Source organism: Mesorhizobium prunaredense (assembly GCF_900156895.1).
GTDB classification, from domain to species: Bacteria; Pseudomonadota; Alphaproteobacteria; order Rhizobiales; family Rhizobiaceae; genus Mesorhizobium; species Mesorhizobium prunaredense.
Map to the genome: position 1 here is coordinate 14,855 of NZ_FTPD01000078.1, position 26,336 is coordinate 41,190.

Here is a 26,336-nt window from a genome sequence, read left to right on the forward strand (position 1 = left end):
TTTGTGAATGAAGGGCATCGCCGCATGACGGGTGATCGCCGCGCTCCAGGCATTTTGGAGTGATGATGCGGGAATATTATTCGATAACCGAACTGACCCGCGAATTCGATGTTTCGACGCGGACGCTGCGCTTCTACGAGGACGAAGGGCTGGTGCAGCCGGTACGGCGCGGCCGCACGCGGCTGTTTCGCCCGTCGGACCGGCATCTCATCCGCCAGATCATGCGCGGCAAAAGGCTCGGCTTTTCGATCAACGAAATCCGCGAAATCATCCAGATGTACAAGGAGCCGCCCGGCGAGGTCGGTCAGCTCAACCTGATGATCAAGCGCATCGAGGAAAAGCGCGAGGATCTGCGCCAGAAGCGCCGCGACCTCGAAGAGACCCTGGCCGAGCTCGACCAGGCCGAGGAATCCTGCGTCGAGCGGCTGGTGGAGCTTGGCGTCAACACCTGATCGGCCTTTTTGATAATTCTACTCTGAAAAAAGGCCTTGCCGCCTCAAATCCAGCGCCGCACCTTTTTCGCGTAATCCCGGTATCTCTTGCCGAATTTCGTTGCCAAAACTTTTTCCTCGCCCTCGATCGCCATTTTCTGCGTTGCGAAGGCGGCGATGATCGCCAGGAGCAGGAACCATACGATCCCCGAGATAAGGGCGACGCCGATCATCAGCAGCGTGTTGGCGAGATAGATCGGATTGCGGCTGACGGCGAAGGGACCCGTCGTCACCAGATGGTCCGGCATGGCGTTTGGGTGGAGCGTCGTCTTTGCCCGGATCATGGTGCGGACCGCCGTGAACCAGAGTGCGACGACGCCGAACAATGCCACCCAGCCGGCCGCGAACAGGATGTCGCCCAAAAGGCCGCCGATCCATGGCAGCGGATAAAGCAAGCCAAGTGCGATGCTGACGGCGATGGCCGCGACATAGATCAGCGGCGGCCACGGTATGAGCCCTGATTTCGGCTGTCCCGGTTTCAGTTGGCCCGGCTTCTGTTGGCCCGGTTTCTGTTGATGGTCGGTCATTGTGCTCCTCCCTCCATCAAAGTGCTGTCGGCTTTGGCAGTGCAGATGCCGGCGAGCTCGTCGAGATGCGCCTTCCATTCCGCAGCCTGGTCGTTGCGGTAGAGCCGATCAAGCGTGGCCTCGCCCTCGAGCGTATCGAGCATGCAAACACAATAGCTGGAGCAGAACTCAGTGTCGCGCGATTGCTCGCAAGAAGTCTGACACTCTTTCAGGAAGGTGACCTGCCTGGTTTCGACCGCTGCCGGCGCCACTTGCGAAAGCAGCCAGACAGAGCCGATCAGCACCGGCTGGTGGATCAGATAGAAGGCGAGGCTGTGCCGGCCGATAAAGACCAGCGGATTGGTCCAGCGGCCGGGCGTCAGGCCCGCCAGCCGCGTCAGCACGCCGGAGGCGAAGGCGAGTTTTGCCGCTGCCATGCCGGCAAGCACAGCGCCGAACCATGGAAACAGCGGGACATAATCGTTGGAGCGCGGGTTGGTCGCCGACAGGCCAACCCACCACAGGGCCGGATGATCGAAGGTCTCGGACCTGAGGTAGAGCGGCGCGGTGATGACGAAAGCTGCGACAACCAGCGTCGGCAGCGCCGGCAGCCGCAGAAACGCCAGGCCGAGCAGGCTGGCGAGCGCGATCTCGTGCAGGATGCCGAAGAAGATGAAGCTGTCGGGTGTGAAAAACCTTGTAGCGGCCGATATGGCGAGCGCCGCCCCGGCGACCATGGCGAAGCGTTTCCAGAAGCCGTTCCAGCGGATTTGTTTGCCATGGGCGAGGAACAGGCTGACGCCGACCAGGAACAGGAAGGTCGAAGCGATGCAGCGCGCGTAGAACTTCCACCAGCCGAAGGCGGTCAGGCCGGGATCGGCGTAGCCGAAGAATTCGAGATCCCAGGTGAAATGGTAGCTCGCCATGGCAAGCAAGGCGATGCCGCGGGCGACGTCGATGGCGATGATACGCCCGGATCGGTCCTGAACGGCCGCCGTAGGAATGCTCATGGTCTCGCAATCTGATTCAGCACTGCAAGACGACTATCATGGTTGCCCCAAAAGAAGATGGGCCAAAAGAAGACAGGGCCCATTCCCTTCGTCGTTCAGGGCTTTGGCTGAAGCGTTTCGTGGCGCTGACGCAGCCAGTTGTGGAAGCGGTGCAATTCATATTCCTCGGGCATCAGCACGCCCGCCCTATGGCGCATCGAGCGCAGGCCCTTCTGGTTGACTGCGCAGATTTCAGCGTCCTCCTCGAGAACCTGGCGGCCGAAGGCGACAATGTTGTCGATGTCCGCCGTCGGGTCGGCGAGCGCCTCCGGCGAAAAAAGCCATTCGGCGGTCAGTTCGGTCTGCTCCGGGCCGAGCGGCACCAGCCGCACGGTCCTGACATAGTCGACATGGCCGACGATGAACATCGACGGCAGGTTGGTGGCATAAGTCTGTCCGGCGCTACGCTCAGGCGAAGTCAGCTTGGGAAAGACCGGGCCGTGGACGCGGCCGTCGCGCGACCACGTCTCGGCTCCGGCCCGCAGGCCGCCGGAAAACTCCGGCGCATCGTTATCGGCCTGACGCGCCCATTCGGGGTCGTCGTGCCGCCCCATCAGGCCGCGGCCATAGATCGGCACCAGCCGCGACAGGTCCTTGTGGACACCAGGGCAATGCAGGCACTCGTTGAAGTTCTCCCAAAAAATCTTCCAGTTGCAGTTCATCACCTTGCGCAGCAGATGGCCGGACACCAGCGTTTCCAGCGGCCAGTTGGCGAGATTGCCGGATGCGGGATCGAAGGATGTTTCTGCCGTGCCGGCGGCATCTTCCGCCAGATTGACGAAGACAAAGCCGCGCCACACCGACAGCGCGACGCGGTAGAGTGGATGATCGGCCTTGTCGAAGCCTTCAGGCAGCGATTTCGACGGCACGCGTACGAGATCGCCGCGCAGCGAATAGGACCAGGCGTGATAGGGGCAGATGATGAGCCGCGCCTTCAGCCGTCCTTCGCTCTCCCGGCAGAGCTGCGAGCCGCGGTGCCGGCAGGTGTTGTGGAAGGCGCGAAGCGCGCCGGTCTCGTCGCGCAGCACGACGATCTCCTGGGTGCCGACACGGAACGTTCTGAACGCCAGCGGCTGGGCAAGGTCGGCCTCGCGGCAGACGAGCAGCCAACCTCGATACCAGATCGCGTCGAGATCGCGCTGATGGGCGTCGATGTCCCAGTAGGCTGACGACGGCAGCGTCGGTTCAAGTCGCGTCAAACCGTTATAGCGATCGTGCTCGCTCGGGCTGGGTTGCATGACCGGCTTCCTGTGGTGCCCCAGCCGACACCCGGCGGCGAAAATTGTCAATCGCGGCGCCGGCATTGCCGGTTTCGATCGTAGCGCATAATCATGTGGCTGGATAAGGGGGTGGAACGTGGCCGCACGACGGATGTCTCTTACGCCGGAACTGGTCGCGCGCTGCTGGCGCGAGGTCGAGGACGCTGGGCCCGATCCGGACGCAACGCATCTGGACGACAGCGACTATGGCGCAATGCTGGACGAATTGCGGCCTGAACTCCCCGTCGCCGAGCCGCTTTGGCTGTTCGGCTACGGCTCGCTGATCTGGAAACCCGAAATCGATCATGTCGAGGAACGGGTCGCCGTGGCGCGCGGCTGGCACCGGTCCTTTTGCATGAACATGACGCGCTGGCGCGGCACCAAGGATAGTCCCGGTTTGATGATGGCTCTCGACCGTGGCGGACAATGCATGGGCGTCGCCTTTCGGCTGGCCGACGGTGATCGGCGGCAACAGCTGGACAAGCTTTTCAGGCGCGAGATGACGCTGAAGCCGACAAGCTACAAGCCTCGGCTGCTCGGGCTGGCGAGCGACGTCGGCCCGCTGAAGGCCCTGGCTTTCGTCATCAACCGCAAGGGCCTCACCTATGCCGGACCGCTTGATGATCATGAGGTCGTCGGAAGACTGGCCACGTCCTGCGGACACTGGGGGTCAGGTGCCGACTATCTCTACAACACGGTGAAAAATCTGGAGGAGCGCGGCATTCACGATCGCCATCTATGGCGACTCCAGCGGCTTGTTGCCGAGCGGATCACTGCGTCGAAGCCTTGAGGCGCGTGGCGCATTCACGCTGGTAGCGGGCGGAATTTGGTTTGCCGGGCGCGACGATTCTGCCTATAGTCGCTGCCGTCGTCGGTTCCTTTGGAACCAAGAGGGAATGCGGTGAGGGCAGAATTTGCCCAATGCCGTGGCTGCCCCCGCAACTGTGTGCGGTAGTCCTCTCCATATGCCACTGAAGGGTTTCTTCGGGAAGGTGGGGAAGGGCGCTGATCCGCGAGCCAGGAGACCTGCCGGCGACAGGAGAACTGACTTCTATGCCCTCGGGTGGAGGGCGAAAGGACAAGACATGAATACCGCTTCCGTCTCGCTCGGCGCTTCCGTCTCCTCGCAGTCGCGCTTCGTGCAGTTGGCGCTTGCTGCATTTCTCGGCATTTTCGTCATGGGTTTTGTCGGCTTCTCGCATATCGATGCGGTCCACAATGCCGCCCACGACTATCGCCATTCGATGGGCTTTCCCTGCCACTGACGAGGGGCTGACACCATGACACTGTTTCGCAACGTCGTGTTCATCGCGGCGATCGCAGGGCTTGTGGCCGGCGTCGTTCTCGCCTGCATGCAGGCCTACGCCACGGTGCCGCTCATCCTCAAGGCGGAAGTCTACGAACAGGCCGGCGGTGGTCACACGCATGACCATGGTTTGGCGCCGGCCGCGACAGACAGCAATGCCATGAGCAGCGCCATGCCGGCTGAAGCAGCCACCGCGGAAGAGGAAGGCTGGGCGCCGGCCGATGGTTTTGAACGCTTCGCCTTCAACGTCGTTGCCAATGTCGTCACCGGCATCGGCTTTGCGCTGATCCTGGTCGCCGCTTCGGAGTTCGCCGGCGGCATCGGCAACTGGCGTCAGGGCCTGTTCTGGGGCTTTGCCGGCTTCGCCGTGTTCACGCTGGCTCCGAACCTCGGCTTGCCGCCCGAACTGCCGGCGATGCCGGCGGCCGATCTCGCCCAGCGCCAGATCTGGTGGACGGCGACGGTGGTGGCGACCGCGGCCGGTCTCGGCCTGCTCGCCTTTCGCAAGTCATTGCCGCTGGCGGTGATTGCCGTGGGGCTGATCGTGGCGCCGCATATTGTCGGCGCGCCGCAGCCCGACAGTTTCGAATCGCCGATCCCGGACGGCCTGCACCACCAGTTCGTGGTGGCGGTGACGCTGACCAATCTGGTGTTCTGGCTGGTGCTCGGCGCTGTCGCCGGCTTGGTGCGCGGACGCTTGACTGGCACCGCAACCGGCCTGCGCGACAGCTTTGCCTGATCGCGCTGCTCCAGGCAGCAAGCTGACCCTGGTCATCGGCGGTGCACGCTCGGGCAAGAGCGCGCATGCCGAAAGCCTGGTGGCGGCCTGTCCGGCGCCGTGGACCTATATCGCCACGGCGCAAGCCTATGACGACGAGATGCGCGAACGCATCGCGCTGCACCGGACGCGGCGCGGCGACGGCTGGACGACCATCGACGCACCGCTCGATCTCGTCGGCGCGATCGGGGCGCTGCCTGACGGCCGGCCCGTCCTGATCGACTGCCTGACGCTGTGGCTGTCCAACCATATGCTGGCCGAACGCGACATTGAGGCCGAATGCCGAGGGCTGGCGGATGTGCTGTCGCGGTCGCGCGGGCCGTGGTTCGTGGTTTCCAACGAGGTCGGCCAGGGCATCGTGCCCGACAATGCGTTTGCCCGCCGGTTTCGCGATGCCGCCGGCCGGCTCAACCAGCAGGTCGCCGCCGTCGCCGGCACGGTGCTGCTGATGGTGGCGGGACTGCCGCTCAAGGTGAAGTGATATGACCGATATCGACGACAGGGACGAGGAACGCCACCGCGCCAAGATGGCCAAGCGCAAGGCGGTGCAGGACGCCGAGGTCGCGGCCAAGACCGTCGAGAAGGGACTGCTGATCGTCAACACCGGCCCCGGCAAGGGCAAGACCACTGCCGCCTTCGGACTGGCGCTGAGGATGCTCGGCTACGGCAGGCGTGTCGGCGTCGTCCAGTTCATCAAGGGCAAATGGCACACCGGCGAGAAGGACGCCTTTGCCGCCTTTGGCGACCGGGTCGTCTGGCACACGATGGGCGAGGGTTTTACCTGGGAAACGCAGGATCTGAAGCGCGACATCGCCGCCGCCGAGGCTGCCTGGGCCCAGGTGCTCGAGCTGATGGCCGATCCATCGATCAGCCTGCTGGTGCTCGACGAGTTGAATATCGCGCTGCGCTACGACTATCTCGATCTCGACACGGTGGTGACGGCGCTGAAAGGCCGGCGCGAAAACCTGCATGTCGTCGTCACCGGCCGCAACGCCAAGCCGGCGCTGGTCGATGCCGCCGATCTGGTCACCGAGATGGGCGTGACCAAGCATCACTTTTCCGCCGGCGTGAAGGCGCAGCAAGGCATAGAGTTCTGAGGTTTTGCCCGCGCGAGGGGCAATGCTTCGGGCAGACGATGCATCCAACTCATGTTGAAATGGCTAATTTGTCGATCTCAGCGCCGCCCCTCATTGCCCTGCCGGGCATTTCTCCCCGTGTAGTGACGGGGAGAAAGGACGACTTCGCAGAGGATTTCGCCAATCTCCAGCGTTGCGGAAAGGGTGCCGAGGGTCGCGACAAGCCCCCTTCTCCCCGTCACTACACGGGGAGGAGGTGCCGGCAGGCGGATGAGGGGCAGCGCCAGCCTGAAGCGATTGGCGTTCTTGCTTTGTGCCGGCAGTTGTGTTGTATGGTGCTGATTTGCGCCCGCGACCCGCCCCTTGAGGCGGGTTCTTTTATTTTAGCGGATCTCGACCGGCGCAGGTCTGGACATCACGCAACGATGACGATCACCGACAGCAAGCCGAACAGTGCTATCAGCAGCAAGTCGGCAGCCCGATAGAGTCTCAGCGCTCGCCTGATGTCCATGCTCTCGACATCGCGGCGGCCGCCTTCGCCCATGAACGCGTCGTCGACCATGACGCCGTCGTAGGAGCGCGGCCCGGCCAACGCCAGGCCGAGCGCGCCGGCCATCGCCGCCTCAGGCCAGCCGGCATTGGGCGAGCGGTGCTTTTTCGCGTCGCGCCGCACGGTGCGCCAGGCGTTGCCGGCATCGGCGTCTTTGACCAGGAAGGCGGCCAGCACGATGAGCAGCGCGGTCAGCCGCGACGCCGGCAGGTTGATCAGATCGTCGAAGCGCGCCGCCGCCCGGCCAAAAGCCTCGTGGCGCGGCGTGCGGTGGCCGATCATCGAATCGGCGGTGTTGGCGGCCTTGTAGGCGACGCCGCCGGCCAGCCCGCCGACGCCGATCCAGAAGACCGGCGCGACGACGCCGTCGGAAAAATTTTCGGCGAGGCTCTCGATCGCCGCGCGGCAGACGCCGGCTCTGTCGAGCTTTTCCGGATCGCGGCCGACGATCTGCGAGACGGCAACACGACCGATGTCGAGTCCGCCATTGTCGAGTCCGTCGGCCACCGCCTCGACATGCTCGGCCAGGCTCTTCTGCGACAGCAGCGATGTCGCCAGGAGCGCGGTGAGGATCAATCCGGCTGGAATGCCCGCGAGCATGGTTTCCACCGCGAAAGCGATGGTGGCCGGCACCAGCACGATGATCAGCAGCGCATGAACACCGCGCCGGCGACGCAGGGCGTCGGAATCAGTATCGCGGTTGAGCCTGCGGTCGAGAAAGGATATCAGCCTGCCGAACCAGGTGACGGGATGGCCGATGGCGCCGAGCAGCCAGCTGGGATAGCCGACAGCGAATTCAACAAGCAGTGACAGGAAAGCGATCAGGATCGACATGAAGTCTCTTGATGGAGCGGCGGCAGTGGTGGATCACGGCGGAAGCCTTGGCCGGGCGATGGCGCTTTTTTCCAATGCGCCGCAGCCCTTTGTCGACCTCTCGACCGGTATCAATCCGCACTCCTACCCGTTTTTTGAGTTGCCCGCCACCGCTCTGTCAAGATTGCCGGAAGCTGCGCGGGTCCGTGATCTGGCCGACGTTGCGGCAAGCGCCTACGGTGCGCCATCGGCAGCGAATGTGGTGGCCGCGCCGGGCACGCAGATCCTGTTGCCGCGCGTCGCCTCGCTGGCGAGCCCCGGCAAGGCGCTGGTGCTCGGGCCGACCTATGCTGAACATCAGCGGGCGGCGGCGATCGTCGGTCATGCGGTGATGGAGGTCGACGATTTCGAGGCCCTGGCAGGAGCCGACCTCGCCATCGTCGTCAACCCCAACAATCCGGACGGGCGCGTCATTGCACGCAAGAGGCTGCTTGAGCTTGCCGGAAAATTGCGCGCCAGAGGCGGTCTGCTGGTCGTCGACGAGGCGTTCATGGATGTCGGCCCGCGCGCGGAAAGCCTAGCCGGCGATGTCGGCCAGGGTGGCGTTGTCGTGCTGCGGTCCTTCGGCAAGTTCTTTGGTCTTGCCGGCCTGCGGCTTGGCTTTGCACTGGCCGACGCGCTGACGGTCGAACGGCTGGAGGCGCAGTTCGGGCCGTGGGCGGTTGCCGGACCGGCGCTCGAATATGGGCTCCGCGCGCTTGCCGACAGCGGCTGGCAGGCCGAAATGCGGCGCCGTCTGGCAGAGGATGCCGCGCGGGTCGATGCGCTGTTCGGCCGCTTCGGCGTTGCTGTTGCCGGCGGCACCACGCTGTTCCGCTATATCAGGCTGTCGGACGCCGCCGGTCTGTTTTCGGTGCTTGGCGAGCGCGGCATCCTGCTTCGCCATTTCTCCGACCGTCCGCATGTGCTGCGCGCCGGGCTGCCGGGCGGCGACGAGGAATGGCAGCGGCTCGAATCGGCTCTTGCCGACTGGGCGCAACAGCGCGACGATGACGCCAAGGAGATCAAACAATGATCCATGTCTGTTCGCTGTCGAAAATCGAGGAAACAGTCGCGAAGACCGGCGCCGAGTGGCTGCTTTCTCTGCTGGCCGCCGGTACCGAAGTGACGCGCCCGGCCTCGATCTCCCGGGAAAACCATCTGCATCTGGTCATGCACGACATTGCCGTGGCGCAAGAGGGCATGACCATGCCGGGCGAGGAGCATGTCCGCAACCTGCTCGATTTCGCGCGCCGATGGGATCGTGCAAGGCCGCTGGTCGTGCATTGCTATGCCGGCATCAGCCGGTCGACCGCCTCGGCCTACATCATTGCGGCAGCACTGGCGCCGAAGCGCGACGAGTTCGAATTGGCTGAGACTTTGCGCGCGCTGTCGCCCTCGGCAACACCTAATCCGCGATTGATTTCGGTGGCCGACACGCTGCTTGATCGCAACGGCCGGATGATCGAAGCGATCCAGGCGATCGGGCGCGGCGCGGATGCTTTCGAAGGCACGCCGTTCGAATTGAGAATCTGAGCCTAAAAACAAATTTCAGGAAAAGTGCGTAGGAGTTCTAGGACGCGGCCAAAGGGGGCGAATGATGATCGGGAGAATTTTGGCCATCTTTGTTAGCGTGGTCTGCGCGACAGGCAGCGCCACGGCCGCGTCCATGCCGGCTCTCAAGTCGATCGACCCGGCAGCGCTCCAAGCCACCGTCGAAGGTTTGGCCAAGGAACTTATGCTGCCCGGTGCCATGGTTTTGCTCACGACTCCGCGGGGCAACCTCGTCTTCGGCTACGGTACGACTGAACTGGGTGCCACGAACCCGCCGCGCGCCGATACCCACTTCCGTGCGGCCTCGAACACCAAGACGATGACCGCCGCTGTCATCGTGCAACTGGTGCAGGAAGGGAAACTGAGCTTCGCTGATCCGATCTCGAAATACGTCCAGGGCGTTCCCAACGGCGACGAGATCACCATTCGGCAGCTCATAACAATGCGGAGCGGCCTCCCTAACTTCACCAATGCGGCGGAACTTGCCGAAAGCCTGGACAAGGAACCTTACAGGGTATGGACCGCTGACGAAGTACTCGGCATGGCGTTCAAACGGCCGCCGGACTTCGCGCCGGGTGCCGAATTCGAGTACAACAACACCAACTACTATCTGCTCGGCCTTGTTGCCGAGAAGATCGACGGCAAGCCGCTCTCGACCATCTTCCGGGACCGTCTGTTCGGGCCGCTCGGCATGAAGAACACGGCGTTGCCGCCGGCCACGTCGAACGACATCCCCGAGCCATACTCAAACGGCTACCTCTACGGCAGTACCTCGTACGCCCTGGCTGATTCGCCCTATCCGGACGACCTCCAGGCTGCGGCCAGGGCGGGAACGCTCAAACCCAACGACGATACATGGCAGAATCCGTCCGCCTATTTTGCGGCTGGCGGAGTCATCTCCACCGCGGATGACCTCGCGACCTGGGTGCGCGCGCTGGTCGGGGGCAAGCTCTTCAATGCCGACTTCCAGCGGCAGTGGCTAGCAAGCCCTGAGGCGCCGGAGCCGGGCGAACCTGCCATGCAAAAATACGGCTATGGCATCCTCACGCTGACCTTCGGGCCTAACGAAATCTACTATCACGAAGGCGAGATGCCCGGTTACCAGTCCTTCATGGGCTACGATCCGGCTAATGACGTCACCCTGGTCATATGGACCAACCTGACGCTCGCGCTCGACGGCCAGGCGACCGCCAACACCTTGATGGTGAAGATACTGGACGAAATCTACACGGTGTCGCCGCTTCAAGAGGTGAAGTGAGGACACTCGCGCGCGAATGGAATCGCCCCTCGTGAGCGAGGCCTGAGCTGTTGGGATCAAACACCTAGAGCGGTTCATCGTTTCACGGAAACGATGAACCGCTCTAACTCTTTGTTTGACGCAATTCCGGACGGAAAACCGTTTCACACTTTTCCTGGAATTGCTCTAGGTCAGCCAGTCGGCGAGCTTGGCCTTTCTCACATCTCTGATCAGGCCGATGAAACCGTCGGCCTGATGCTCGGCGGTCAGCCGGCCCTTTTCGGCTGCTGCAATGCCGGCGTCGCCGACCACGCCATTCGGATTGAGGTCGGTGGCAATCCAGGCAAAGGCATGCGTTCCGGTGTGGCGCAGCAGCGAAAACTCCTTTTCGGCGCGAGCGACGTTGGAAATGAAATTGTCGGCCTTGGCCATGTCGACGAGTTCCGGCCGGAAATGCAGCATCAACGAGGTCTCGACGTCGCCGCCATGGATGCCGTGACGGTCCTCGAGCTCGGTGAACATGCCGGCCGGCCGGCCAAAGCGCTGCCAGCTCGTCTTCACCGCCAGCATTTTGGCGCGCACGCGCAATTCGCGCGTGATGATGCCCATGATCTCCTCGTTACCGCCATGCGAGTTGACGACGATCAGTTTCCTGACGCCGGCCCGCGCAATCGACAGGCCAAGCTCGGTCCAGGCTTCGATCAAGGTCGCCGCCGGCAAAGTGAGCGTTCCCGGTGCATGCAGATGCTCGTTCGACTTGCCCACCGCCTGGACCGGCAGGATGCGGATGTCGAGATCGCCGGGCAGGCGAGCGATCACCGTTTCCAGCATGCCGTTCATGATCGAGGTGTCGGTCGAAACCGGCAGATGCGGCCCGTGCTGTTCGATCGCCGCCACCGGCAGGACGGCGATCGTCGCCTCCGGATCGACGGTGGCGTATTCGGTGGTCCGGTAATCGCCCCACCACACGCGTTTTTTTGTTCCGGCCATTTTGAACCTCGAAGAGACTGAATACGCGTCTGCGCTGCCCCTCGCCCTTGCCCTCTCCCCGTAAAGGACGGGGAGAGGGGATCGCCAGTGTTTCGGCCAGCCTCTTCTCCCAATCACTAACGCGGAGAAGGTGCCGGCAGGCGGATGAGGGGCAGCACCAGCATTTGTCGTGTAACTTGAGATCAACGGCCTGTCGATTCCAGCCGGCTCCTCACCCTGCCGCGATGACCTCGATCTCGACCTTGAATTCCGGCCGCGCGAAACCGGATACGATCATCAGCGTCGAAGCCGGCGCCGGGCTGGTGAACAGGCGATCGCGAACGTCCATATAGGGTTTCAGGAAGGCGCGGTCGGTGACATAGGCGTTGATGCGGACGATGTCGGAAAGTCCAAGCCCGGCGTCGCCGAGAATCGCTGCGATGTTTTGAAAACAGAGATCGGCCTGCGCGCCGGCATCCTCCGGGATCTGACCGTCCGGCGTGATGGCGACCTGGCCAGAACACAGCACCAGCCGCTTGCCGGGCGGCACCTCGACGCCATGGCTGTAGCGGGCAAAGGGCGGCTTGATCGACTTCGGCGTCAGGAATTTGAACATGAAAATCTCCAGTCTGCCGCCAGCCTAAGGCCGGATTGGGCGAGCCTTCAAGATGCGGTGCATGTTATCAGGGCGATTGTGGACAGGCGTTCAAAAAATAGGCACGATGCCTTCGGTACAGCATGACCCGTCCGGCCTTCGCCCACCACCGTTGCGCAGGCGGGCGGTCTCGGCGATGGCATGTGTCTTGCTTCTTGAATCGATGGTGTCGAGCCCGGTGCGTGGCGCGCCGGAGCCAACAGAGGGTGGTGTGGATGGACGGAAAACTCAAGATTTCGGTGCGCGCGATCGTGCTGCTTGCCGCAAGCACGCTGAGCGCGGCAGCAAATGAAAAAGTCACGTTCGGCACCAACTGGCTCGCCCAGGCCGAGCACGGCGGCTACTATCAGGCGGCCGCTGATGGCACCTATGCCGCTTGCGGGCTCGACGTAACCATCATGCAAGGTGGCCCGCAGGTCAGCGGTCGGCCGCTGTTGCTCGCCGGCAAGATCGACTTCTACATGGGCGGCAACATGCTGCAGGCCTTCGACGCCGTGCAGCAGGAGATTCCGCTGCGCGTCGTCGCCGCCTCGTTCCAGAAAGAGCCGCAGGTGATCATGAGCCATCCGGGTCAGGGGCTCGACAGATGGGAGGATCTGAAGAACGCGGACCAGTACATCATCGCTGACGAAGGTGCACAGAGCTACTTCCAGTGGATGATCACGGAGTTCGGCTTCGATCCGGCCAAGCGCGTGCCCTATACGTTCAACCCCGCACCCTTCATCGCCAATCCGAAGTCGATCCAGCAGGGTTACGTGACCTCGGAGCCCTTCGCCGTCGCCAAGGAAGGCGGCTTCCAGCCCAATGTGTTCCTGCTCGCCGACTACGGCTTCGACACTTATGCGACGACGATCGAGACCATGCAGGCGACGATCGACAAGCGGCCGGAGGTGGTTCAGTGCTTCGTCGATGGCTCGGCCAAGGGTTGGTACAACTATCTCTACGGCGACAACGCTGCCGCCAACGCGGCGATCAAGAAGGACAACCCCGATATCAGCGACGAGCAGATCGCGTTTTCGATCGAGCAGATGAAGAAATTCGGCATCGTCGATTCCGGCGACACGGAGAAACTCGGCATCGGCGCGATGACCGACGCGCGCATCCAGAGCTTCTACGACAAGATGGTCAAGGCCAAGGTCGTGCCGGCCGACGTCGACATCAAGAAGTCCTACACGCTGGCCTTCGTCAACAAGGGCGTCGGGATCGACCTGAAGAAATAGCACCCGGGCATGATGCAGGAGAAAGTGGCGCAAGCGCCGGCAAGCGCATCGGGCAAAGGTCCGATGCTGCTGGCGCTGCGCGGCGTCGGCAAAGTCTTTTCAAACGGCGTGACAGCGCTCAGAGACGTCGACCTGACGATCCGGGAAGGCGACTTCGTCAGCCTTCTCGGCCCGTCCGGCTGTGGCAAGTCGACGGCCTTGCGCCTCATCGCCGGTCTTGCGACGCCGACCTCCGGCCTGCTCGACTGGCGCGGCAGCAGCGCTGCCGATCGCTCTGACATCGGCTTCGTCTTCCAGGAACCGACGCTGCTGCCCTGGGCCGACGTCTTCGACAATGTCTGGCTGCCGCTCAGGCTGAGGGGCGTGTCGCGGGCCAAGGCTGCACCTGTCGTGATGGAGATGCTGGCGCGGGTTCATCTGACCGGCTTCGAGAAGGCCGTGCCGCGCGAATTGTCCGGCGGCATGAAGATGCGCGTCTCGATCGCCCGCGCCATGGTGACCAAGCCGCGTATTCTGCTGATGGACGAGCCATTTGCGGCATTGGACGAGATCACCCGCTTCAAGCTCAACAACGATCTTCTGGAACTGTGGCAGGACGAGCGTTTTACCGTCGTCTTCGTGACCCACAGCGTCTTCGAAAGCGTTTTCCTCTCCAACCGAGTCGTCGTCATGGCGGCGCGACCGGGCAGGGTGTTCAAAGAGCTCGCCATCGATGCGTCCTATCCGCGCAACGAAGCCTTCCGCACTTCGCCCGCCTATGCCGCGCTCTGCCGCCAGGCGTCCGATGTGCTGATCGGCGCCATCAACTCAACCGCCGGACCTCATCATGACGGCCATTGAAGAACACGCACTGACGCTCGATCCAGAGGAGGCGCGTCGCGTGCGCCAGGAGCGGCTCGAGCGGATCGGCCGATGGCTGCTGCCGCTGGCGATCATGGTCCTGGCCATCTGGCTGTGGGACCGCCTCTGCATCTGGAACGACATCCCGAAATATATCCTGCCGCGCCCCGGTGTGGTGCTGCAAACGCTGTTCGACGATGCCGGGCTGCTGTTCTCCTCGCTGCTGGTGACGCTCAGGATCACCTTTCTCAGCCTGCTTCTGGCGGTCATCGGCGGTGTCGGGCTGGCGGTGCTGTTTACGCAATCGAAATGGGTGGAGATGTCGTTCTTCCCGTTTGCCATCGTGCTGCAGGTGACGCCGATCGTCGCGATCTTCCCGCTGATCAACATCTATGTCGACAACCAGACGACCAAGCTTCTGCTGTGTGCCTGGATCGTCGCTTTCTTCCCGATCCTGTCCAATACGACGCTCGGCCTCAACTCGGTCGACCGCAATCTGCGCGACATGTTCAGACTTAACGGCGCGACCCGCTGGCAGCAATTGCGCTACCTGCGCCTTCCGGCGGCGATGCCCTATTTCCTCGGCGGGCTGAAGATCGCCGGCGGCCTGTCGCTGATCGGCGCGGTGGTGGCGGAGTTCGTCGCCGGGGCCCAGGGACAGTCGTCGGGGCTGGCCTCGCGCATCATCGAGGCCGGCTACCGGCTCAACGCACCGCGGCTGTTCGCGGCGCTGATCCTGATCTCGTTCACCGGCATTCTGATCTTCCTGGTGCTGTCGCTGATCTCACATCTGATCCTGCGACGCTGGCACGAGAGTGCGCTGAAGCAGGAGCGATGATGGTGGGTCGTGTTCAAGGCAAAAACTGCCTGTTATCCTTTCCGGCGTTGGCGCTGCCCCTCATCGCCCTGCCGGGCACTTCTCCCCGTATAGAGACGGGGAGAAGGGCGCTTTCATCGACGGTTTCGCCAACCACCAGCGTCGCAGAACGAGCGCCAAGGCTGCCGTCAGCCCCCTTCTCCCAGTTCACGGGGAGAAGATGCCGGCAGGCAGATGGGGGGCAGCGATGACCTCAGAAATTATCCCCGAAACCGGCCAATTCGTACTTTCCAACGTCCGGCTTCACGCATCACTTACGCCGGGACTCTCCGTAGCCTTCGATGCAGACGGCTTCGCGCTCGCCGACATCGCCGTCGTCGACGGCAAAATCTCCAGCATTACCGCGCGCGGCCGTTCCAATTCGCCCGCCGGCGCCCTCGACCTCGGCGGCCGTATCGTCGTGCCATGCTTCGTCGACTGCCACTCCCATATCGACAAAGGCCATATCTGGCCTCGAAAACCCAATCCGGACGGCACCTTCATGGGCGCGCTGAACGCCACCGGCGCCGACCGCGTTGCCCGCTGGAGCGCCGAGGACGTCGCTCGCCGCATGGATTTTTCGCTGCGTTGCGCCTACGCGCACGGCACAAGGGCTTTGCGCACCCACCTCGACAGCGTCGCACCGCAGGAGGAGATCTCCTGGCCGGTGTTCGAGACGGTGCGGGAAAAATGGCGTGGCCGCATCGAGCTGCAGGCCGCTTGCCTGCTCGGCATCGAAGGCGTGCGCGACAAGAAATGGTTCGAGGGACTGGCCAAACGCGTCGCCGCGGCCAACGGTGTGCTCGGCGTCGTCACCTATATGCTGCCGGACCTGGAAGAGCTTCTCGATCGGGTTTTCGCGCAGGCGATCAAGCATGGCCTCGACCTGGATTTTCATGCCGACGAGACCGACGATACCTCGGCGATCTCGCTGAAGAAGATCGCCGAGGCGGCCCTGTGGAACGGGTTTGAGGGAAACATCCTCGTCGGCCACTGCTGCTCGCTGGCACGCCAGCCCGATCTCGACGTGCTCGACACGCTGGACAAGGTGGCGAAGGCGGGGCTCGCCGTGGTGTCGCTGCCGATGTGCAATCTCTATCTGCAGGACCGGCGCGGCGACAAGACCACGCCGCGCTGGCGTGGCGTGACGCTGCTGCACGAGATGAAGGCGCGCGGCATTCCAGTCGCCGTCGCCTCCGACAACACCCGCGATCCGTTCTACGCCTATGGCGATCTCGACATGCTGGAGGTCTATCGCATGGCAACGCGTATCCTGCATTTCGATCACCCGGTCGGCGACTGGCCGCAAGCGGTGACTTCGACGCCGGCCAAGGTGATGCGGCTCGACGGTTTTGGCACGCTTGCCGCCGGCGGCGCTGCCGATTTCGTCGTCTTTAGGGGACGGAGCTGGACGGAATTGCTGTCGCGGCCCGAATCGGATCGCATCGTGGTGCGTGATGGTCGCGCCATCGAACGCCAATTGCCCGACTATGCCGAACTCGACGATCTGATGGTGCGATGATGGACATTTCGGCACTGAAGCGCGACCTCGACGGTCTGAAGATCGACGATCATCCGGCGATCATTCAGCAGAAGAGCCGCGATTTCTACTGGTACAGCCCGGTGCTGAAGCAACAGCTCGACCATGTCACCGGCGACCTGATCGTGACGCCAAAGACCGAAGAAGAGGTGATCCGCGTGCTTGCCGCTTGCCACCGGCATGGCATTCCGGTGACGCCACGCGGCAGCGGCACCGGCAATTACGGTCAGGCGATGCCCTTGTCCGGCGGCGTCGTGCTCAATCTCGCCGAGATGAACGCAGTCAAGACGATCGCGCCCGGCCGTGTCGTGACCGGTCCCGGTGCCGTCCTCGCCGACATCGACAGGGCGACGCGCGCCCATTCCGGCCAGGAGCTTCGGATGTCGCCATCGACCTACAACACCGCTTCGATCGGCGGATTCGTTGCCGGCGGCTCGGGCGGCATCGGCTCGATTCGCTGGGGCGGGCTGCGCGACCTCGGCAATGTCATCCGGCTCAAGACCGTGACCATGGAGGCGGAGCCTCGCATCATGGGTCTTACCGGCGAGGAGGTGCTGAAGGTGATGCATGCCTACGGCACCAACGGCATCATCACCGAGGTCGAGATGCCGTTGACCGCGTCCTACGACTGGATCGACGTCATCGTCGGCTTCGACGATTTCATGGATGCGGCCGGCTTCGGCAACGATCTCGCCATTCAGGACGGCATCCTGGCGAAGCTGATCACGCCGATCGCCGCGCCGATCCCTTACGACTATTTCAAGCGGCACCAGAAATTCTTCCGGCGCGAGCAAAGCATCGTCGTCTGCATGATCGCGCCGCATGCGATGGACGCCTTTGTCGCCCTCACGGCGCGCAGCAGGGGCGAGATCGTCTTTCGCGCCGACAAGGAGGCCGATCTTAGGGGTTTGCCGCCGGCCTATGAGCTGACCTGGAACCACACGACGCTGCGCGCCATCAGGGTCGACCCGACGATTACCTATCTGCAGACCCGCTATCCCTCGCCGGATCACCTCGCTTACGTCAAGGCGATGATCGACCGCTTCGGCGACGAGGTGCCGGTTCATCTCGAATTCATTCGCTTCGACGGCGCGATCGGCGTCGCCGGACTGCCGTTGGTCCGCTTCACCACAGCCGAGCGGCTCGACGAGATCATCCGCATCCATGAGGACAATGGCTGCTGGGTCTTCAATCCGCACCGCTACACGCTGGAAGAGGGCGGCATGAAGCAGACGGACGAGGTGCAGCTCGCCTTCAAGCGCGAGACCGATCCGCAAGGGCTGCTCAATCCCGGCAAGATGATCGCCTGGGAAAACCCTGAGTACGACTATCGCTCTGGCAAGTCGTTCCTGTTCAAGGGGTTGCAGAAGGCGGAATGAACGATGACGAGCGTACGGTGCTGTCGCGCTGACCTGCGAGGACTTCGGTGAACATCCTCGTGCTCTACGCTCACCCGGTCGAAACCAGCTTCAACGCCGGTTTGCACCGGACGATCGTCGAGCGGCTGACGGCCGCCGGTCACGCCGTCGACGACTGCGATCTCTATGCCGAGGATTTCGACCCGCGGCTGACACGGACCGAGCGGCTCGGTTATCACGACGAGCGCGGCGCCGGTGATCCGGCAGCGCCCTATGTCGAGCGCCTGCTGCGGGTAGAGGCGCTGGTGCTGTCGTTTCCGGTGTGGAACTACGGCTATCCGGCGATCCTGAAAGGCTTTTTCGACCGCGTCTTCCTGCCCGGCGTCTCGTTCAAGCTGGTCAATGGCAAGGTGCAGCCGTCGCTGCACAACATCCGCAAGCTGGCGGCGGTCACCACCTATGGCGGCAGCCGGCTCCACGCCATGCTGATGGGCGACCCGCCGCGCAAGCTGGTCAAGCGTGTGTTGCGCGCTACGGTCAAGCCAGGTGCCTCCGTGTCCTATCTCGCGCATTATTCGATGAACCTGTCGACCGATGAAACGCGGAAGAGATTTTCGGCGAAAGTCGCCGCCAGCATGGATGCCTTCTGATGCGGGTCCTGGTGGTTTATTGCCATCCGGTCCCGGAAAGCTTTTGCGCCGCGATCCGCGATAGTGCCACCGAGGTGCTGAAGGCGAGAGGCTGGGAGGTGCGGCTGCTCGACCTCTATGCGGAGAATTTCGATCCGGTCATGGGCTGCGACGAGCGACGCTCCTACAATGAGCACGCCCCGCAGGATCCGGCGCTCAAGTCGCATATCGAAAATCTCAACTGGGCCCAGGCAATCCTCTTCATCTATCCGACATGGTGGTATGGGCTGCCGGCGATGCTGAAGGGCTGGCTCGACCGGGTCTGGGCGACCGATGTCGCCTTCCGGCTACCGGTGGGCAACGGCCGGATCCAGTCGCTGGTGAGGCATGTGACGAAGATCGGGGTGATCACGACATGCGGCGCACCGACCTGGTGGAGCGTTGTCGTCGGCCAGCCGGGACGCAAGACGATCCTGCGCGGCATGCGGGCGCTTTGCGCCACCCGCTGCAGGACGTTCTTTCTGGCGCACTACCTGATGGATGCGTCGACAGCGAAGACGAGGGCGGCGTTTCTGGAGAAAGTGCGAACGAAGCTGGAGCGGTTTTGAGCTACATCCGCACCCGTTCCGCCTTCGGATCATACATCGGCTTCAGCGACACTTCCGCGGCGAAGCGCTCGCCGGCGATCTCGATCTCGTAGGAAGACGACAGCACATCCGCCTCGCTCTCGCCTTGGCAAGGCACATAGCCGAGGCCGACGGCGCCGCCGAGATGATGGCCGTAATTGCCCGAGGTGATCGGGCCGACAATCTTGCCGTCGCGCAGGACCGCCTCATTGTGGAAGAGCAGAGGTTGCGTGTCTTTCAGGCGGAACTGCACCAGCCGCCGGTTCAATCCGGTTTCTTTTTTTCTCAGCACGGCATCGCGGCCAAGGAAATCGCCCTTGGCAGTCTTTACTGCGAAGCCCAGGCCTGCCTCCAGCACATTGTCCTCGTCGGTGATGTCGTGGCCGAAATGCCGGAAGGCCTTTTCGATGCGGCAGGAATCCAGCGTGTGCAGGCCGCAAAGCTTCAGGCCGACATCGGCGCCGGCATCCTCGATCGCCTCGAACACGTGTGCGGCCTGGTCGGACGAGACATAAAGCTCCCAGCCCAGTTCGCCGACATAGGTGACGCGATGGGCGCGGGCCAGCCCCATGCCGATTTCAATCTCCTGAAACGTCCCGAACGGATTGGTTGCGTTGGAGAAATCGTTCGGGCTCAGCTTTTGAATGAGCTTCCTCGAATCCGGGCCCATCAGGCAGAGCACGGCCTCAGTAGCGGTCACCTCGGTGATGACGACGAATTCATCGGCGAGGTGTTTTCTTAACCAGGCGAGATCACGCTGCAGCGTGGCGCCCGGTACGACGAGGAAAAAGGTGGTTTCAGACAGCCGCGAGACGGTAAGGTCGCTCTCGATGCCACCGCGCCGGTTGAGCATCTGGGTGTAGACGATCTTGCCCGGCGCCACGTCCATGTCGTTGGCGCAAAGCCTCTGCAGGAAGGCGCAGGCATCGCGGCCCTCGACACGGATCTTGCCGAACGAGGTCATGTCGAACAGGCCTACGCCGTTGCGGACCGCCAGATGTTCATCGCGCTGGTTGTCGAACCAGTTCTGCCGTTTCCAGGAATAGCGATACTCGCGCTCCTGGTCCTCACGCGCGAACCAGTTGGCCCGCTCCCAGCCGGCAACCTCGCCGAACACCGCGCCGCGTGCCTTCAGATGTTCATGGAGCGGGGAGCGCCTGATGTTCCGAGAGGTCGCCATCTGCCGGTAGGGAAAATGGTCGGCATAGAGCAGGCCGAGCGTCTCGGAGACGCGCTCTCTGAGATAGCGGCGGTTCTTTTGGAACGGCTGGGCGCGGCGGATGTCGACCTCCCAAAGATCGAAGGGTGCTTCGCCATCATTGATCCATTGCGCCAGGGCCATGCCGGCGCCGCCTGAGGAGACGATGCCGATGGAGTTATAGCCGGTCGCCATCCAGTAGCCGGACAGCTCCGGCGCCTCGCCGAGATAGTAGCGGTCATCAGGCGTAAAACTCTCGGGGCCGTTGAAGAAGGTGTGGATGCCGGCGCTGGCCAGCATTGGCATGCGGTTGACGCCCATTTCGAGGATCGGCTCGAAATGTTCGAAATCCTCGGGCAACTGGTCGAAGCAGAAATCTTCGCTTATGCCGTCCATCCCCCACGGCTTGGCCACCGGCTCGAAGGCGCCGAGCATCATCTTGCCCGCATCTTCCTTATAGTAGGCGCACTCGTCCGGCACGCGCAGCACCGGCAGCCGGGTCAGGCCGGGGATCGGTTCGGTGACGAGATAAAAATGCTCGCAGGCATGTAGCGGGATGCTGACGCCGTTCTGGGCGCCAAACTCGCGTGCCCACATGCCGGCGCAATTGACGACGACATCGGCCTCGATCATGCCTTGCTCGTCGCCCTGCGCCCAGGAAACGCCGGTGACGCGGCCATCCCTGGTGTGAACCTTGGTGACCTTTGCATTCTCGACGATCGTCGCACCGCGCTGGCGCGCACCCTTGGCCAGCGCCATGGCGATATTGGCCGGGTCGCATTGGCCGTCGAGCGGCAGATGCACGGCGCCGACCACATCGGAAACATTAAGATGCGGGTACATCTGCTTGACTTCGTTTGGCGAAATCTCGCGCACGTCGATATCGAGCGCGCGGGCGAGCGACGCCTGCCTATAAATCTCGTGCTTGCGTTCCTCGGTCAGCGCCACGGTGATCGAACCGACCTGGCGCATGCCGGTCCCGACATCGGTCTCGGCCTCCAGCTTGACGTAGAGGTCGGCCGAATATTTCGCCAGCCGTGTCATGTTCTGCGAACCGCGCAACTGGCCGATCAGACCGGCGGCATGCCATGTCGTGCCCGATGTCAGCTGCTTGCGCTCGAGCAGCACGATGTCGGTCCAGCCGAGCTTGGCCAGATGGTAAGCGACCGAGCAGCCTGAAACACCGCCGCCGATGATAACGGCCCTTGCCTTGGGAGGAATGGTTTTGGGAGACGGGGCGGTCATGCGGCCACGCGGCGGTAGCTGGACGCGAAGCGGCGCAGCCGAAGGGTTGCTTCCAGAAGCACCGCCTCTGGCTGGCAGAGGCTGACGCGAATATGGCCGGCGGCGGCCTCGCCGAAGCTCGAGCCGGGCATCACGCCGACCTTTTCCTTGTCGAGCAGAGCCCAGGCGAATTTCTCGTCGTCGGGCTCGAGAGCCGAGATGTCTAGCATGACATACATGCCGCCTTCGGAGCCGCGCACGGTGACGTTGTTCATGCCGCGCATGGCATCGAGGACAACGCTGCGCCGTGCCGCATAGCGTTCGGCGATCTGCTTGACGCCGTAGCCGTTTTCGAGCGCCTCGGCGCAAGCGAGGCTGATGAACGCCGGCAGGCCGTAGGTGGTCACCAGATTGAGGTTGGTCAGCAGCGAGATCATCTGTCCGGGCCCGGTCAGCCAGCCCATGCGCCAGCCGGTCATGCCGTGGCTCTTCGACATGGAATTGATGACCAGCGTGCGTTCCGCCATGCCGGGCAGCGAACGCGGCGAGACGTGCTCGCCGCCGCCCAGCGTCCAATAGACCTCGTCCGACAGCAGCCAGAGGTCATGTTCCCGGCAGATCTGCGCCAGCTCTTCCAGCCGCTGGCGCGAATAGACAGCACCCGTCGGGTTGTTCGGCGTGTTGATGAGGATGGCGCGGGTGTTCGGCCGAAGTGCTGCGCGAATGTCGGCGGCGCGCGGCTGAAAACCATCCTCGGCCGGTGTCTCGACCACGGTGAAATCGGCGCCCGCTGCACTGAAGGTGTTGGGGTAGGTCGCGTAATAGGGCGCGACCACGATGGCATGGTCGCCCTGGTCGAGAACGGCCTGCACCGCCGCATACAGCGCTGCCTGGCCGCCCGCCGTGGCGATGACCTGGTCGGGGTTGGTCCTAACGCCGGTGCAGGCGGTCGAGGCCGCCGCCATGGCCTGGCGCAGGCGCGGAATGCCGGCAAGCGGGGTATAGTGGTGATTGCTGGCGCGAACCGCCGCGACGCAGGCTTCGATCGTCTGCGCCGGCGTGTCGAAATCATGGTCGCCGACCGACAGCATGATGATGTCCTCGCCAGCCTGCTTGCGCGTCCAGGCGGCGAAATGGACCTCCCAGCCGTCCTTGCCGGAAGGCACGATGCCGGAAATGCGCGATGACGGTCTGGGCATTATGCTACTCCCGAAATTGTGTAGCCGGCCTGTTCGAGCCGGTCGCGCAGGGCGGCGATATGGGGCGGCCCGACTTCGCAGCAGCCGCCGACGATGTCAGCGCCGGCCTCGACCCAGCCGACCGCCTGGTCGGCATAGGCATCCGGATCGAGGTCGTGGCGGGCGTGCAGCACTTCCACTGTGCCGCCATGCTTGAGCGCCTCGACCGAGGTGAAGCCGTTGGCATAGGCGCCAACCGGCCCGCCGAGAGCGATCATTTCGGGCAGCGCTGCAGCGATCGCTTCGGGCCGGCAGCAATTGATCAGCCTGGCTGCGACCGGCAGGCCGTCGAGAGCGCTCGACGCCGCCGCTATGGTTTCGCCGCTGCGCAGCCGTGGTGCGCGGTGATCGGCGAGCGTCCACGACACCCACACCGGCTTACCGCTTTCCGACGCGGCGGTGACCGCCGCGCGCGCTTCCTCGGCCGACGCCATGGTCTCGCACAGGAACAGATCGACGCCGTCGGCCTGCTCGGCAACGATGCGGCGGTAGATGTCGAGCGTATCCTCGAAGGATATCGTCAGTGCCGGTGCGTAGCTGCCGAACAGGGGCGACAGGCAGCCGGCGATCGCCGCGTCGCCGGCCTGGTCGCGAGCTTGCCTTGCCAGTTCTATGCCGCGCTTCTGCAGCGGCTTGAACAGCTCTTCCGCGCCTTCGCGCGCCAGCCGCTCGGGGGTTGCGGAGTAGGTGTTGATGGTGATGACACGGGCGCCGGCCCGAATGAATTCCGCGTGCAGGTCGCGCACCAGGTCCGGTTCGTCGATCAGCACCCTGGCCGACCATAGCGGGGTGGGATCGGAGCTGCTGCGGCGGACCAGTTCCTGGCCCATGCCGCCGTCGGTGAGAATGACTGAATTCATGCGCGCAACCTCTCGTTGTTGGGATCCCATAGCGGTTCGTCCTTCTGCACGACCGCCTTGAAGCGCTCGCCGAAGATCTCGACCTCGACCGCAGTTCCCGGCTCAGTCAGGTCGGCGCGCAGCATGCCGAGCGCGATCGACTTGTCGACGCGATGACCCCAGCCGCCGGACGTCGTCTCGCCGACGATCCGGCCGTCATGCCACAGCGTCGACATGGTTGGCGCGTCGCAGTCGCCGGGGTTTTCGACGACCAGCGTGACAAAGCGCTTCTTGACGCCCTGCTGCTTCTCGTTTTGCAGCGCCGCCTTGCCACGGAAATCCGGCTTGTCCCATTTCACGAAACGCTCCAGCCCACCCTGCAGGATCGAATAGTCGGTCGACAGGTCGCCTTTCCAGGCGCGATAGGATTTTTCAAGCCGCAGTGAATCCAGCGCGTACATGCCGAACGGCTTCAGGCCATGCTTTTGCCCGGCCGCCCAGACGGCGTCGAAGATGGCGGCGGTGTCGTCGATCTTGCTGTGGATTTCCCAGCCGAGTTCGCCGGCGAAGGACACACGCACCAACTTTGCCCAACGGCCGGCAATTGTCGTCTCCTGGTGCGTCAGCCAGGGCAGAGCAAGGTCGGCGGCGCAGACATCGGCGAGGATTTTTCGCGAATTGGGCCCGGCGAGGATCTGCGTTGAGAATTCTTCGGTCCGGTCGACCAGCTTGAACGAGGCGTCCTTCGGCATGCGCCATTTCAGCCATTCGAAATCGTGCCATTGCGCCACCGCGGCGGTGATCAGCGTCATCAAATCCTCATCGTGGCGAACGACAGACATTTCGGTGACGATGCGGCCCTTGTCGTCGGCAAAATAGACGAGGCCGATGCGGCCGGGTTTCGGCACCAGGCCGGTGACTTGTTGGCTCAGCCATTCGGCAGCACCAGGGCCATTGAGATTGAAGCGGGAAAAACCGGGCAGATCCAAAATGCCTGCGGCGTCGCGCACGGCGAGGCATTCTTCGCGGACGCGATGCTGCCAGGGCCCGTCGCGGCGGAAGGTCAGCGTCGCGGCTTCCGAAACATCGTCGCCGGCTTGCGCGTACCAGGTGGCGCGCTCCCAGCCATTATAGGCGTCGAAGCAAGCGCCGAGCGCCTTGATGCGATCATGGATCGGCGACAGTTTGCGGTCGCGCCCAGCCGGCCAGGCATGACGCGGGAACTGGATGGCATATTCGTTGCCGTAGATCTCCATGCCCTTGGCGACGCAGTAATCCGCGGCCGAGGCAAAGCTGGTGAAACGGCGCGGATCGCAGGACCACATGTCCCATTCGGTCTGGCCCTCAGTCACCCATTCGGCCAGCACCTTGCCGGCGCCGCCGCCCTGGGCGATGCCGAAAGTGAAGACGCAGGCCTCGAAAGCGTTCGGCACGCCGGGCATCGGGCCGATCAGCGGGTTGCCATCCGGCGCGTAGGGGATCGGACCGTTGATGACCTTGGACAGGCCGGCGGTGCCGAGAATCGGCACGCGGGCGACGGCATCGGCCAGATAGTCCTCGAGCCGGTCGAGATCGTCGGGGAGCAGCTGGAACGAAAAATCGTCTGGCATCGGATCGTTGTGGCCGACCCAATGGGCACGGCAATTGCGCTCATAGGGGCCGAGATTCATGCCGTTCTTTTCCTGGCGCAGATAGTAGGAGGTGTCGACGTCGCGCAGCAGCGGCAGTTTCTTGCCTTGCTCCTTCGACCACGCGGCCAGTTCGGGGATTTCCTCGAACAGGATATATTGATGGCTCATCACCATCATCGGCACGTCGCGGCCGAACATCCTGCCGACTTCTGCTGCACGGTAGCCGGCGGCGTTGACGACGATCTCGCAGTGGATCTCGCCCTGCGCGGTCTCGACCAGCCACTCGTCCTTGTCGCGGCGCACGCCGGTGACCGGACAGAAGCGAATGATCTTCGCACCCAGGTCGCGGGCGCCCTTGGCCAGGGCCTGGGTCAGCTGCGCCGGGTCGATGTCGCCGTCGCTCGGATCGTAAAGGGCGCCCTTCAGCTCATGCGTTTCGATGAACGGATAACGGCGCTTGATCTCGTCGAGCCCGACCACATCGATGTCCATGCCCTGGTAGCGGCCCATGCCCTTGGCGCGCTGGAACTCCTGCATGCGCTCGGCCGAATGGGCCAGCCTGAGCGAGCCGGTGACGTGGTAGTTCATGGGGTAGCCGACCGCGTCGGCCAGCCCGCGATAGAGCTCGGTCGAATAGCGCTGCATGTTCATCAGCGACCATGACGAGGAGAAGGTCGGCACGTTGCCGGCCGCATGCCAGGTCGAGCCGGAGGTGAGCTCGTTCTTTTCCAGGAGGACGCAGTCGGTCCAGCCCGCCTTGGCGAGATGGTAGAGCGAGGAGGCGCCGACGACACCGCCTCCGATGATCACCACACGTGCCGTGGTCGGCAAACCGGCCATAGTCTTCTCCAGATC

Annotated in this window: 26 protein-coding genes and 1 riboswitch; of the genes, 16 read left to right on the plus strand and 10 right to left on the minus strand. The window is 63.5% G+C overall.

Annotated elements, in window-relative coordinates; all coding sequences use genetic code 11:
- The first annotated feature begins 65 nt into the window (after positions 1-65).
- Complete coding sequence (locus BQ8794_RS32075) at positions 66-452, plus strand: MerR family transcriptional regulator (protein WP_023685221.1); 387 nt, start codon at positions 66-68, stop codon at positions 450-452.
- Between the two features lie 44 nt (positions 453-496).
- Here the strand turns inward: BQ8794_RS32075 and BQ8794_RS32080 are convergent, their stop codons facing one another.
- The 3 genes from BQ8794_RS32080 to BQ8794_RS32090 form a co-directional block, all read right to left on the minus strand.
- Complete coding sequence (locus BQ8794_RS32080; RefSeq protein ID WP_077383608.1) at positions 497-1,018, minus strand: methyltransferase family protein; 522 nt, start codon at positions 1,016-1,018, stop codon at positions 497-499.
- Positions 1,015-2,007: an acetyltransferase domain-containing protein gene (locus tag BQ8794_RS32085; protein WP_077383610.1), complete on the minus strand. Its 993-nt coding sequence runs from the start codon at positions 2,005-2,007 to the stop codon at positions 1,015-1,017. The genes BQ8794_RS32080 and BQ8794_RS32085 overlap by 4 nt, the downstream gene beginning before the upstream one ends.
- 95 nt (positions 2,008-2,102) lie before the next feature.
- Positions 2,103-3,284: an aromatic ring-hydroxylating oxygenase subunit alpha gene (locus tag BQ8794_RS32090; RefSeq protein WP_077383611.1), complete on the minus strand. Its 1,182-nt coding sequence runs from the start codon at positions 3,282-3,284 to the stop codon at positions 2,103-2,105.
- 118 nt (positions 3,285-3,402) lie between these two features.
- Here BQ8794_RS32090 and BQ8794_RS32095 point away from each other — a divergent pair, with 118 nt between their 5' ends.
- From BQ8794_RS32095 to cobO, 5 genes are all read left to right on the plus strand, one after another.
- Positions 3,403-4,095 (plus strand): gamma-glutamylcyclotransferase, encoded by a 693-nt coding sequence (locus BQ8794_RS32095; RefSeq protein WP_077383612.1) that lies wholly within the window; start codon positions 3,403-3,405, stop codon positions 4,093-4,095.
- A 65-nt stretch (positions 4,096-4,160) separates the two neighbouring features.
- A riboswitch (cobalamin riboswitch) is annotated at positions 4,161-4,353 on the plus strand.
- Between the two features lie 37 nt (positions 4,354-4,390).
- Positions 4,391-4,570 (plus strand): CbtB domain-containing protein, encoded by a 180-nt coding sequence (locus BQ8794_RS32100; RefSeq protein ID WP_077383614.1) that lies wholly within the window; start codon positions 4,391-4,393, stop codon positions 4,568-4,570.
- Between the two features lie 15 nt (positions 4,571-4,585).
- Positions 4,586-5,350: a CbtA family protein gene (locus tag BQ8794_RS32105; RefSeq protein WP_077383616.1), complete on the plus strand. Its 765-nt coding sequence runs from the start codon at positions 4,586-4,588 to the stop codon at positions 5,348-5,350.
- Positions 5,351-5,372: 22 nt separating this feature from the next.
- A complete protein-coding gene (gene cobU / locus BQ8794_RS32110) occupies positions 5,373-5,870 on the plus strand; it encodes a bifunctional adenosylcobinamide kinase/adenosylcobinamide-phosphate guanylyltransferase (protein ID WP_143744815.1) in 498 nt (165 codons plus the stop codon).
- Between the two features lies 1 nt (position 5,871).
- A complete protein-coding gene (gene cobO, locus BQ8794_RS32115) occupies positions 5,872-6,486 on the plus strand; it encodes a cob(I)yrinic acid a,c-diamide adenosyltransferase (RefSeq protein WP_077383620.1) in 615 nt (204 codons plus the stop codon).
- A 394-nt stretch (positions 6,487-6,880) separates the two neighbouring features.
- Here cobO and cbiB read toward each other — a convergent pair whose 3' ends face one another.
- The gene (gene cbiB / locus BQ8794_RS32120; protein ID WP_077383622.1) at positions 6,881-7,849 is read right to left on the minus strand and encodes an adenosylcobinamide-phosphate synthase CbiB; all 969 of its coding nucleotides are present in this window, start codon (positions 7,847-7,849) and stop codon (positions 6,881-6,883) included.
- Between cbiB and cobD the strand changes: the two genes are divergently transcribed.
- The 3 genes from cobD (at position 7,848) to BQ8794_RS32135 (ending at position 10,679) form a co-directional block, all read left to right on the plus strand.
- The gene (gene cobD, locus BQ8794_RS32125; protein ID WP_077383625.1) at positions 7,848-8,903 is read left to right on the plus strand and encodes a threonine-phosphate decarboxylase CobD; all 1,056 of its coding nucleotides are present in this window, start codon (positions 7,848-7,850) and stop codon (positions 8,901-8,903) included. The genes cbiB and cobD overlap by 2 nt on opposite strands.
- Complete coding sequence (locus BQ8794_RS32130) at positions 8,900-9,403, plus strand: tyrosine phosphatase family protein (protein WP_077383627.1); 504 nt, start codon at positions 8,900-8,902, stop codon at positions 9,401-9,403. The genes cobD and BQ8794_RS32130 overlap by 4 nt, the downstream gene beginning before the upstream one ends.
- A 61-nt stretch (positions 9,404-9,464) precedes the next feature.
- Positions 9,465-10,679 (plus strand): serine hydrolase domain-containing protein, encoded by a 1,215-nt coding sequence (locus tag BQ8794_RS32135; RefSeq protein ID WP_077383629.1) that lies wholly within the window; start codon positions 9,465-9,467, stop codon positions 10,677-10,679.
- A 165-nt stretch (positions 10,680-10,844) separates the two neighbouring features.
- On the opposite strand, the gene BQ8794_RS32140 is transcribed toward BQ8794_RS32135, so the two are convergent.
- On the minus strand, positions 10,845-11,648 hold the full coding sequence (locus tag BQ8794_RS32140; RefSeq protein ID WP_077383631.1) for a creatininase family protein: 804 nt from the start codon (positions 11,646-11,648) through the stop codon (positions 10,845-10,847).
- A 211-nt stretch (positions 11,649-11,859) separates the two neighbouring features.
- Entirely contained in the window at positions 11,860-12,243 is a 384-nt protein-coding gene (locus tag BQ8794_RS32145) for a RidA family protein (RefSeq protein WP_077383633.1), read from the minus strand.
- A 254-nt stretch (positions 12,244-12,497) separates the two neighbouring features.
- On the opposite strand from BQ8794_RS32145, the gene BQ8794_RS32150 reads away from it, so the two are divergent.
- The 7 genes from BQ8794_RS32150 (at position 12,498) to BQ8794_RS32180 (ending at position 19,333) form a co-directional block, all read left to right on the plus strand.
- Entirely contained in the window at positions 12,498-13,502 is a 1,005-nt protein-coding gene (locus tag BQ8794_RS32150) for an ABC transporter substrate-binding protein (RefSeq protein WP_077383635.1), read from the plus strand.
- Between the two features lie 9 nt (positions 13,503-13,511).
- Positions 13,512-14,342: an ABC transporter ATP-binding protein gene (locus BQ8794_RS32155; RefSeq protein WP_077383637.1), complete on the plus strand. Its 831-nt coding sequence runs from the start codon at positions 13,512-13,514 to the stop codon at positions 14,340-14,342.
- Positions 14,329-15,180 (plus strand): ABC transporter permease, encoded by an 852-nt coding sequence (locus tag BQ8794_RS32160; protein WP_077383639.1) that lies wholly within the window; start codon positions 14,329-14,331, stop codon positions 15,178-15,180. The genes BQ8794_RS32155 and BQ8794_RS32160 overlap by 14 nt, the downstream gene beginning before the upstream one ends.
- 226 nt (positions 15,181-15,406) lie before the next feature.
- Positions 15,407-16,720: a cytosine deaminase gene (locus BQ8794_RS32165; RefSeq protein WP_425293603.1), complete on the plus strand. Its 1,314-nt coding sequence runs from the start codon at positions 15,407-15,409 to the stop codon at positions 16,718-16,720.
- Positions 16,717-18,117 carry an FAD-binding oxidoreductase gene (locus BQ8794_RS32170; protein ID WP_425293604.1) on the plus strand — a complete coding sequence of 467 codons (1,401 nt, stop codon included), beginning with the start codon at positions 16,717-16,719 and terminating at the stop codon, positions 18,115-18,117. Before BQ8794_RS32165 ends, BQ8794_RS32170 begins: the two co-directional genes overlap by 4 nt.
- Before the next feature lie 47 nt (positions 18,118-18,164).
- Positions 18,165-18,746 carry an NAD(P)H-dependent oxidoreductase gene (locus tag BQ8794_RS32175; RefSeq protein ID WP_077383641.1) on the plus strand — a complete coding sequence of 194 codons (582 nt, stop codon included), beginning with the start codon at positions 18,165-18,167 and terminating at the stop codon, positions 18,744-18,746.
- Positions 18,746-19,333, plus strand: coding sequence for an NAD(P)H-dependent oxidoreductase (locus BQ8794_RS32180; protein WP_077383642.1), 588 nt, complete (start codon positions 18,746-18,748; stop codon positions 19,331-19,333). Before BQ8794_RS32175 ends, BQ8794_RS32180 begins: the two co-directional genes overlap by 1 nt.
- A gap of 1 nt (position 19,334) precedes the next feature.
- Here the strand turns inward: BQ8794_RS32180 and BQ8794_RS32185 are convergent, their stop codons facing one another.
- From BQ8794_RS32185 to BQ8794_RS32200, 4 genes are read right to left on the minus strand one after another with little or no spacing between them, the layout of a single operon-like run.
- A complete protein-coding gene (locus BQ8794_RS32185) occupies positions 19,335-21,794 on the minus strand; it encodes a GcvT family protein (protein WP_077383644.1) in 2,460 nt (819 codons plus the stop codon).
- Positions 21,791-22,972: a pyridoxal phosphate-dependent aminotransferase gene (locus BQ8794_RS32190; RefSeq protein WP_077383646.1), complete on the minus strand. Its 1,182-nt coding sequence runs from the start codon at positions 22,970-22,972 to the stop codon at positions 21,791-21,793. The genes BQ8794_RS32185 and BQ8794_RS32190 overlap by 4 nt, the downstream gene beginning before the upstream one ends.
- A complete protein-coding gene (locus tag BQ8794_RS32195) occupies positions 22,972-23,871 on the minus strand; it encodes a homocysteine S-methyltransferase family protein (RefSeq protein WP_077383648.1) in 900 nt (299 codons plus the stop codon). The genes BQ8794_RS32190 and BQ8794_RS32195 overlap by 1 nt, the downstream gene beginning before the upstream one ends.
- Positions 23,868-26,321 (minus strand): GcvT family protein, encoded by a 2,454-nt coding sequence (locus BQ8794_RS32200; RefSeq protein WP_077383650.1) that lies wholly within the window; start codon positions 26,319-26,321, stop codon positions 23,868-23,870. The genes BQ8794_RS32195 and BQ8794_RS32200 overlap by 4 nt, the downstream gene beginning before the upstream one ends.
- Positions 26,322-26,336: the final 15 nt, after the last annotated feature.